Source organism: uncultured Mucilaginibacter sp., from assembly GCF_903913935.1.
GTDB lineage: Bacteria > Bacteroidota > Bacteroidia > Sphingobacteriales > Sphingobacteriaceae > Mucilaginibacter.
In genome coordinates, this window is the sequence record NZ_CAIWNH010000022.1 from 1 (window position 1) to 8909 (window position 8909).

Annotated in this window: 6 protein-coding genes and 1 pseudogene; 4 read left to right on the forward strand and 3 right to left on the reverse strand. The window is 44.5% G+C overall.

Going from position 1 to position 8909, the window contains the following annotated elements; genetic code table 11:
* The first annotated feature begins 234 nt into the window (after positions 1–234).
* Positions 235–1605 carry a dipeptidase gene (locus tag QZY09_RS00860; protein ID WP_295666899.1) on the forward strand — a complete coding sequence of 457 codons (1371 nt, stop codon included), beginning with the start codon at positions 235–237 and terminating at the stop codon, positions 1603–1605.
* An 81-nt stretch (positions 1606–1686) separates the two neighbouring features.
* Here the strand turns inward: QZY09_RS00860 and QZY09_RS00865 are convergent, their stop codons facing one another.
* Entirely contained in the window at positions 1687–2796 is a 1110-nt protein-coding gene (locus QZY09_RS00865; protein ID WP_295666902.1) for a mandelate racemase/muconate lactonizing enzyme family protein, read from the reverse strand.
* A gap of 258 nt (positions 2797–3054) precedes the next feature.
* On the opposite strand from QZY09_RS00865, the gene QZY09_RS00870 reads away from it, so the two are divergent.
* The 3 genes from QZY09_RS00870 to QZY09_RS00880 all read left to right on the forward strand — a co-directional run bounded on the left by QZY09_RS00870 (position 3055) and on the right by QZY09_RS00880 (position 7178).
* On the forward strand, positions 3055–3774 hold the full coding sequence (locus QZY09_RS00870) for a DUF4290 domain-containing protein (protein ID WP_295666904.1): 720 nt from the start codon (positions 3055–3057) through the stop codon (positions 3772–3774).
* Between the two features lie 390 nt (positions 3775–4164).
* Positions 4165–5490 carry a UDP-N-acetylglucosamine 1-carboxyvinyltransferase gene (murA, locus tag QZY09_RS00875; protein ID WP_295666907.1) on the forward strand — a complete coding sequence of 442 codons (1326 nt, stop codon included), beginning with the start codon at positions 4165–4167 and terminating at the stop codon, positions 5488–5490.
* 128 nt (positions 5491–5618) lie between these two features.
* Positions 5619–7178, forward strand: a complete 1560-nt coding sequence (locus QZY09_RS00880; protein WP_295666910.1) for a glycosyltransferase family 39 protein — start codon at positions 5619–5621, stop codon at positions 7176–7178.
* Between the two features lie 93 nt (positions 7179–7271).
* Here the strand turns inward: QZY09_RS00880 and QZY09_RS00885 are convergent, their stop codons facing one another.
* Positions 7272–8630, reverse strand: a complete 1359-nt coding sequence (locus QZY09_RS00885) for a pyridoxal-phosphate dependent enzyme (RefSeq protein WP_295666913.1) — start codon at positions 8628–8630, stop codon at positions 7272–7274.
* A 115-nt stretch (positions 8631–8745) separates the two neighbouring features.
* Positions 8746–8909 (reverse strand): annotated as a pseudogene (locus tag QZY09_RS00890) (AMP nucleosidase); the annotation flags it as partial.

Here is an 8909-nt window from a genome sequence, read left to right on the forward strand (position 1 = left end):
AAGAAACAAGCTTTTTTTTTGCTCACACTTTCTTAAATACGTGGAGCATTCTCCACCCTGTAAATAAAATCCCACACAACTATTTTATTAAATAATGCCTGTTTTTAGGTTTGTGCATGTTTAATGTAACCCGCCGTTTATCCGTACCCTGGTTGTCATTCAACGGATAAACACTTATTTTTATTCGTTACTTTGTGGCGGAACAAACCCTATATTTGCTCCAAATTCAAAATCATGGAGCTTATAAAACAATATGTAAAAAACAACAAACAACGGTTATTGGATGAGTTGTTTGAGCTGCTTCGTTTCCCGTCGGTAAGCGCCGATCCGAAATACAAAGCTGATATACTTAAAACCGCAGATTTTGTCGCCCAAAAATTGCGCGATGCGGGAGCTGATAGCGTTGAAGTTTGTGCAACTGCCGGATACCCTATAATTTATGGTGAAAAAATCACTGATGCAAACAAACCAACTGTTTTGGTTTATGGGCACTATGATGTTCAGCCTGCTGACCCCCTGGAACTTTGGAACACCCCCCCTTTCGAGCCTACCATCCGTGATGGAAAAATATACGCCCGCGGTGCCTGCGACGACAAGGGGCAATTTTATATGCATGTTAAAGCTTTTGAGCTAATGATGCAAACCAATACTTTGCCCTGCAATATCAAATTTATGATTGAGGGGGAAGAAGAAGTTGGATCATCAAACCTTGGTATTTTTGTAAAGGCCAATAAAGAAAAATTAAAGGCTGATGTCGTGCTTATTTCTGACACCTCTATGATCAGCATGGATCACCCTTCGCTGGAGACAGGCTTGCGTGGTTTATCGTACCTTGAAGTAGAAGTAACCGGCCCAAACCGCGACCTGCATTCAGGCGTGTACGGCGGTGCGGTGGCTAACCCGGCAACTATCCTGGCTAAAATGATCGCGTCCATGCACGATGAGAACAATCATGTTACTATTCCTGGCTTTTATGACAAAGTAGTTGAATTAACGGCAACAGAACGCAGGGAACTCAACAATGCACCATACGACGAGCAGGAATATAAAACTGACCTGGGCGTTGAAGAGCTTTGGGGTGAAAAAGGATATACTACCTTCGAACGTACCGGTACCCGGCCAACCCTTGAGGTAAATGGTATTTGGGGCGGTTACACCGGCGAAGGCGCCAAAACTGTCCTGCCTTCAAAAGCGCATGCTAAAATATCCATGAGGCTGGTACCCAACCAAACATCCGATGAAATCACCAGGCTGTTTACCACGCATTTCGAAAAAATAGCGCCAAAATCGGTAAAGGTAAAAGTAACACCGCACCATGGCGGCGAACCTGCGGTTACACCAACGGACAGTATTGCCTACCGCGCTGCCCAAAAAGCAATCAAAACATCGTTTGGTAAGGACCCTATTCCGACACGCGGCGGTGGAAGTATCCCGATTGTATCCCTGTTTGAGGCTGAATTGGGGATAAAAACCGTTTTAATGGGCTTTGGATTGGATAGTGATGCACTGCACTCGCCTAATGAGAAGTACGACGTGTTTAATTATTATAAGGGAATCGAAACCATCCCGCTGTTTCATAAATATTTTGCGGAGTTGAGTGTCTGAACACGATTTATAGGATTTATAAGATTTACAAGATGAGGTGGATTTATATCTTTCGAATCTTATAAATCCTATAAATCGTGTTCAGGCAGTAAACTTTTCGCATCCCTCCAAAAAAGCTTCATCCGCATCGGCCCCGATACCCGGCTGGTCAGCGATATTTAATTTATAGCCATCATAGGTAACTCCTCCGATGCAGGGATCAACCAGGTGACCGAGCATACAGGTATCCATGTCGTAAAACTTAATATTGGGGCTGGCGTATACAAAATGCAGCTTTAAACTTAAGGCAATGCGGCTCTCCAGCATGCCACCCATCATACAGGCAATACCTTTGGCGGCGGCAAGGTCGTGGATCTGTTTGGCTTCAAATATCCCGCCTGATTTAGCCATCTTTATATTAATATAAGCACATGAACCGCTATTGATCTGCTTGCGGGCATCATGATGATTATACACACTTTCATCTGCCATAATTTTTACGGGGGATAGCTTTATCAACTCAGGCAGCCGATCGTCATACCAGGTACGCATTGGTTGCTCACAAAACGCTATATGATACTGGCCAATGGCTTGCAATGCAAAAACGGCATCGTCAAAACTCCAGCCCTGGTTGGCATCAATCCGTATTTCAAGCCCCTCTCCTACAGCTTCGCGGATCTGTTTTACGCGTTCAATATCCCCTGCAGCATCCTTCCCTAATTTTACTTTAAGGATATTGGCACCTGATTTTTTAAATGCTATCGCTTTTTCGGCCATCATTTCGGGCGATGCGATCCCAATTGTTATATCCGATTCTACCACCCGTTTCTCTCCACCCAAAAACCTGTAAAGCGGCAAGGCTGCATGTTTTGCCGCAATATCATACAATGCCATATCGAAGGCGCTTTTAATTGTCGTATTGCCGGAGGTAAAACTATGGAGCTGCTGCAAACGGGCTTCAATATCAAGTGCGTCTTTCCCGATCCAAAGCCCGGCAAATTCCTTTGCCATTATTAAACAGGTATCCTGGGTTTCGCCAACAATCATCGGGAAGGCAGAACACTCTCCCACCCCATAAAAACCGGCATCTGTGTGTACCCTTATAAACACATTTTGTGCATGATCCATAGTTCCCGTAGCTATGGTAAACGGCACCATCGGGATGCTGAACCTGTAAATATCGATTTTGGTAATAATGACTGAATGACGCATGTGCGAAAATAGGAATAGTAGTTGAAATGTTGTAAAGTTGAAAGGTTGGAATGTTAAAACTAGTTACTTTTTTCTTTCGGACTTTCGGACTTTACCGACTAAAAAAACAATTTGCATTTTCACACAATTGCTTTATATTTGCGTTACCTGTTCAGGTAAATTCAACTTTGGCCTGTTATTTCCGGCTTTTTTTAGGAAATAATGTCTGTGCTGATTTTAAACTTCCAATAATTCTATTCATTACATAGCTATACAACTATGCCCGAAAATTTTGATTATAACTCAACCAGGAATAAACTTATCCTGTCTGAATATGGCCGCAACGTACAAAATATGGTAAAATATATTGTTGCGCTGCCTACCAAAGAAGAACGTAACCGTTACGCCCAGGTGGTGATTGACCTGATGGGTTTCCTGAACCCCCACTTGCGCGACGTGGCCGATTTTAAACACAAACTGTGGGATCACCTGCATATTATTTCAGATTTCCAGATCGATGTAGATTCGCCATACCCGAAACCTTCGACGGAAGCTATCCATATGAAACCCGAGCCGCTAAGGTATCCGCACCAGCGTATCAAGTATAAACACTATGGCAAAACCATTGAATTGATGATTGAAAAAGCCAAAAGTATAGATGATGCCGATCGCAAACGCCATATGGTGCAAGCTATCGCTAACTTTATGAAAATGGCTTATGTACAATGGAATAAAGATTCAGTGGCTGACGAGATCATCCTTTCTGACTTGTATAACCTATCCGGCGGGCAATTAAAACTCGAGGAAAACATCAACCTGAACAAGGTTGAATACCGTTCGATACCGCATAATACCAACAATAACCAAAACAACCGCGGCCGTACCAACAATAATAATAATCAAAATAACCGCGGCCGTACCAACAACAATAACAACCCGCGTAACAATAACAACAACCAAAACCGTAACCGCAATAGCGGCGGCGCGAAGAAATATTAATGGGTTCATGGTTCATGGTTGATAGTTCATAGTGAAAAACGAATATCAACTACGTGCCAGGAATCATCAACTAAAGTATTAATGGGTTCATGGTGGATAGTTCATAGTGAAAAACGAATATCAACTACGTGCCATGAATCATCAACTAAAGTATTAATTGGTTCATGGTTTATGGTTGATAGTTCATGGTAAAAAAGACCGGAACATCGCCCACAAAACATGATCCGCGAACAATATATTAATTGGTTCATGGTTCATGGTTGATAGTTCATCGTAAAAGACGACTATCTACCACAAGCCGTGAATCATCAACTAAAGTATTAACTGGCTTAATTGTTTATAATGGATAAGTTAATAGCTAAAACCTAATCCAACCATGAACAATGAACCATGAACCATGAACTAAACATGACCAACGCATTTGAAATAATCGGCGGTAAACCGCTAAAAGGCGAGATCATTCCGCAGGGAGCAAAAAACGAAGCACTACAGGTGCTTTCAGCGGTTTTATTGACCGGCGAAAAGATCACTATCAGCAATATTCCTGATATTAAAGATGTAAATAAACTGATAGAATTGCTGGGCGATATGGGGGTAAAAGTTGAAAAGCTTGCACCGGATACCTATAGTTTTGAAGCAAAAAATATCGACCTTGACTTTTTTAAATCAGATGCCTTTAAAGAAAAAGGTGGCGGGCTACGGGGGTCTATTATGATCGTTGGCCCACTGCTTGCACGTTTTGGCAAGGCGGCCATCCCTAAACCTGGTGGCGATAAAATTGGCCGCCGCAGGTTGGATACCCACTTTTTGGGCTTTGAAAAACTGGGCGCACAGTTCAATTACGACCCATCCAATGGATTTTTTAATGTAGACGCTTCCAACTTAAAGGGTACCTATATTTTATTGGACGAAGCATCAGTTACCGGGACTGCCAACATTGTGATGGCTGCGGTTTTGGCAAAAGGCACTACTACCATTTACAATGCTGCCTGCGAACCTTATTTACAGCAACTTTGTAAAATGCTAAACCGCATGGGCGCGAAGATCAGCGGCATAGGTTCGAATTTGTTGAGTATTGAAGGCGTTGCTGAACTTGGCGGAACGGAACACCGTTTACTGCCGGACATGATCGAGATCGGTTCGTTTATCGGCCTGGCTGCCATGACGGAATCTGAGATCACCATCAAAGACGTACGTTATAATGAGCTGGGGATGATCCCTGACGTTTTTAAACGCCTCGGTATCCAAATGGAGTTAAGGGGTGATGATATATTTATCCCGGCGCAAAAACATTACGAGATAGATACCTTTATTGATGGGTCCATCATGACCATCGCCGATGCCCCATGGCCCGGCTTTACGCCCGATTTGTTGAGCATTTGCCTGGTAGTGGCCATACAAGCCAAAGGATCGGTACTGATCCACCAAAAAATGTTTGAAAGCCGCCTGTTTTTTGTAGATAAACTGCTGGATATGGGCGCCCAGATCATTTTGTGCGATCCGCACCGCGCAACAGTTATTGGCCTGGATAAACAGGTGCAGTTGCGCGGTATATCCATGACCTCACCTGACATCCGTGCCGGGGTTGCCCTGTTAATTGCCGCGCTTTCTGCAAAGGGTAAATCAACCATCTATAACATCGAACAAATTGAACGCGGCTACCAGTATATCGATAAACGCCTGATAGCGCTGGGCGCGAATATTAAACGGATTTGATGGAGAAGGTGAAAGGCGAAAGGTAAAGGGTTAAAAGGCTTTATCTCTTTCTATATTTTTCGCCTTTCGCCTTTCAGCTTTCACCTTTCACCTCAAAATATCTATCTTTATCGCAAACGCGATTATAAATGCCCTATAAGAACCGGAGATCAACCTATTCCAGTTTTATTCTGATTTTTGTATTGATTAAAATTGGTCTGAATTTGCTGGCAATTGCTCATTTCGGTTTTCACCGCGACGAGTTTTTACATTTGGTATTGGCCGATCACCTGGATTGGGGGTATAAAGAAGTACCGCCATTTATTGCCCTGCTGGCAAAGATCACCATCTCTATATTTGGCAATTCTGTATTTGCAGCCCGTATCTTCCCTACCATTGCGGCGGGCCTTATCGTTTGGCTCACCGGGCAAATCACCGTTGAACTGGGCGGTAAAAGGTTTGCCATCGCCCTGGCCTGCCTGGCGCTGATCTTCTCGCCCGCCTTCGCGGCCAGCGATTACCTCTTCCAGCCGGTGGTATTTGACCAGCTTTGGTGGGTTTTGGCCGTTTGGTTCCTGGTAAAATATTGCAATACCTCCGCGGTTAAATATTTATACTTCCTGGGGTTAGTAGTAGGCGTTGGCATGCTCACCAAATATTCCATGGCGTTTTTTACCTTTTCGCTGCTTTTTGGCATCCTGATCAGTAAACAGCGTAAAATGCTGTTGAACAGGCATATTTTAGGCGCCGCGTTGCTTGCTGTTTTGATTTGGCTGCCTAATATTATCTGGCAATTTCAACACCATTTACCGGTGTTTACCCACATGAGTACGCTGCAAAAAGAACAATTGGACTATATCCAGCCCTCCGACTATATTAAACAGGAATTAATGGTAAACGGTATTGCCCTGTTTGTGTGGCTTACCGGCTTTATATTTTTATTGTTCTCTGTCAGGCTGCATAAATTCCAGTTCCTGGCCATTGCTTTTGTGCTGATCTTTACATTTTTGCTGGTGATGCATGGCAAACCCTATTACCTGTTTGGCGCCTACCCCATGCTGTTTGCTGCGGGAGGCTTTGGCTTTGAGCGATGGCTGAAAGCAAGCGGGCTGGCGCTTCGTGGCGTGGTGATTGCGATATTCACCGTGCCTGGGCTGTTGATCCTCCCGATGCTGTTGCCCGTACTGTCGTTCGGCCAAACGCTTTCTTTTTTCAGGTTCGCCCGTAAAAACATGCCTGCCATGCAATTTTTGGTGACCTGGGAGGATCATAAAGTTCACGCTACCACGCAGGATTACGCGGACATGCTGGGCTGGGACGAAATGGCTGCCAAAGTAGATTCTGCCTGGAAAACCTTAACCCCCGAACAGCAAAAACATACCCAGATCTATGCCGATAACTACGGCGAGGCCGGCGCCCTGCATCATTACGACAAACAATTCAATTTACCCGAGGTCATTTCCCTCAACAGCAGTTTTACCCTCTGGGCGCCCGATAACCTGGATGGCGAATACATTATTTATGTAGACGACCAGGGCGGCGGTAATATCAATAGTTTTAAATCGGCCTTAGAAAGTTACCGGAAGATCGGCGAAGTAGAAAACCCGCTGGCCAGGGAAAAAGGTACCGCTGTTTTCATCCTGGTGCACCCTAAAAAGGGCCTTACGGACAGATATAGCAAGGAGTTGGCGAGGAAGAGGCTGGAGTGATGGTTTTCTAAGGAGACTTCCGAAGTTTCCAAAACTTCGGAAGTCTGGCAGGTTACAACCTTTCACCTTTATCCTTTCGCCTTTCACCTCCTATCAGGCCGAGATCGCATTGATAATATCGTATTGCGTAATAATTTCTATCTGCCCGTTATCTTCCACCAATACGGCAATGTTATCCTTATTGATCATGGCGGATATTTTATCGATGGAGGTATTCAGGTCCACAAAAGGAAACGGTGCGGTAGCTATATTTTTTACCGGCTGCGATTTGATGGAGGGGTTTTCGATCAGCGAAGTTAAGATGTCGCTTTCAGTGATCTTGCCGATGACCATCCCTTTTTGCGTAACCGGGATCTGCGAAATATTGAGCGACTTGATGGTATTGATCGCCTCCAGGATGGTTTGCTCGCAATCAATGGTCACAATGGGCTGGCTGTCCTTCCGGTGGATGATATCCCTTGCGGTAAGTTTTTCATCTTTTAAAAAGCCGTTGTCGCGCAGCCAGTCGTCACTATACATTTTACCCATATAGCGGGAACCATGGTCAGGGAAAATGATGACCACCACGTCGCCTTCTTTAAACCTGTCCTTCATCTGCAAAAGCCCTGCAACGGCCGAGCCGGTGGAGTTACCGGCAAAAATGCCTTCCTTACGCGCAATCTCACGGGTCATTAAAGCAGCATCTTTGTCTGTAACTTTTTCAAAATGATCGATCAGGTTAAAGGCAACGTTCTGCGGGAGAAAATCTTCGCCAATCCCTTCGGTGATGTATGGGTAGATCTCATTTTTATCCAGGATCCCGGTCTCTTTGTATTTTTTAAATACGGAGCCGTAGGTGTCGATACCCAGAACCTGTATAGCGGGATTTTTCTCCTTTAAATACCTGGCAATGCCGGATATAGTGCCGCCTGTACCCACTCCTGCTATCAGGTGGGTGATTTTTCCTTCTGTTTGCTCCCAGATTTCCGGACCTGTTTGCTCGTAGTGCGCCTGCGAGTTGGATAAATTATCATACTGGTTCGGCTTCCATGAATTCGGCACTTCACGCTCCAACCGCGACGAAACGGAGTAGTAGGAACGCGGGTCTTCAGGGTCCACGTTGGTAGGACAAACTATTACTTCGGCGCCAAAAGCGCGCAGGGCGTCAAATTTTTCCTTGCTTTGTTTATCAGTACTGGTGAAAATACATTTGTAGCCTTTGATCACCGCCGCAATGGCCAGGCCCATACCTGTATTTCCAGATGTACCTTCGATGATAGTCCCGCCGGGTTTAAGTTTACCGCTTTTTTCGGCATCCTCGATCATTTTAATGGCCATACGGTCCTTAATAGAATTGCCGGGGTTAGTGGTCTCTATCTTTGCCAAAACCGTTGCAGGGATGTCTTTTGCTACCCTGTTTAACTTCACCAGCGGCGTATTGCCTACGGTTTCCAATATATTGTTGTACCACATAGGGCAAAATTAGCTTTCTTAAATGATATATCCTTGTTGAGGGTTGATTAAGTGAGCAGTTGAATGAGTTTTGGGATTTGATTAAGAATTCCTTTCAGCCATTCATCTCATCCACCTAAAAAATCAAATGCTTCACTGTTAAGCCATTATTGATCAATTGCTTTAACGATTCAATACCTATCCGCAAATGGGTTTCCACAAACTGGTCGGTAACGGCTGAATCGCTTTCGGCGGTTTTTACGCCTTCAGGGATCATCGGCTGGTCTGATACCAGCAGCA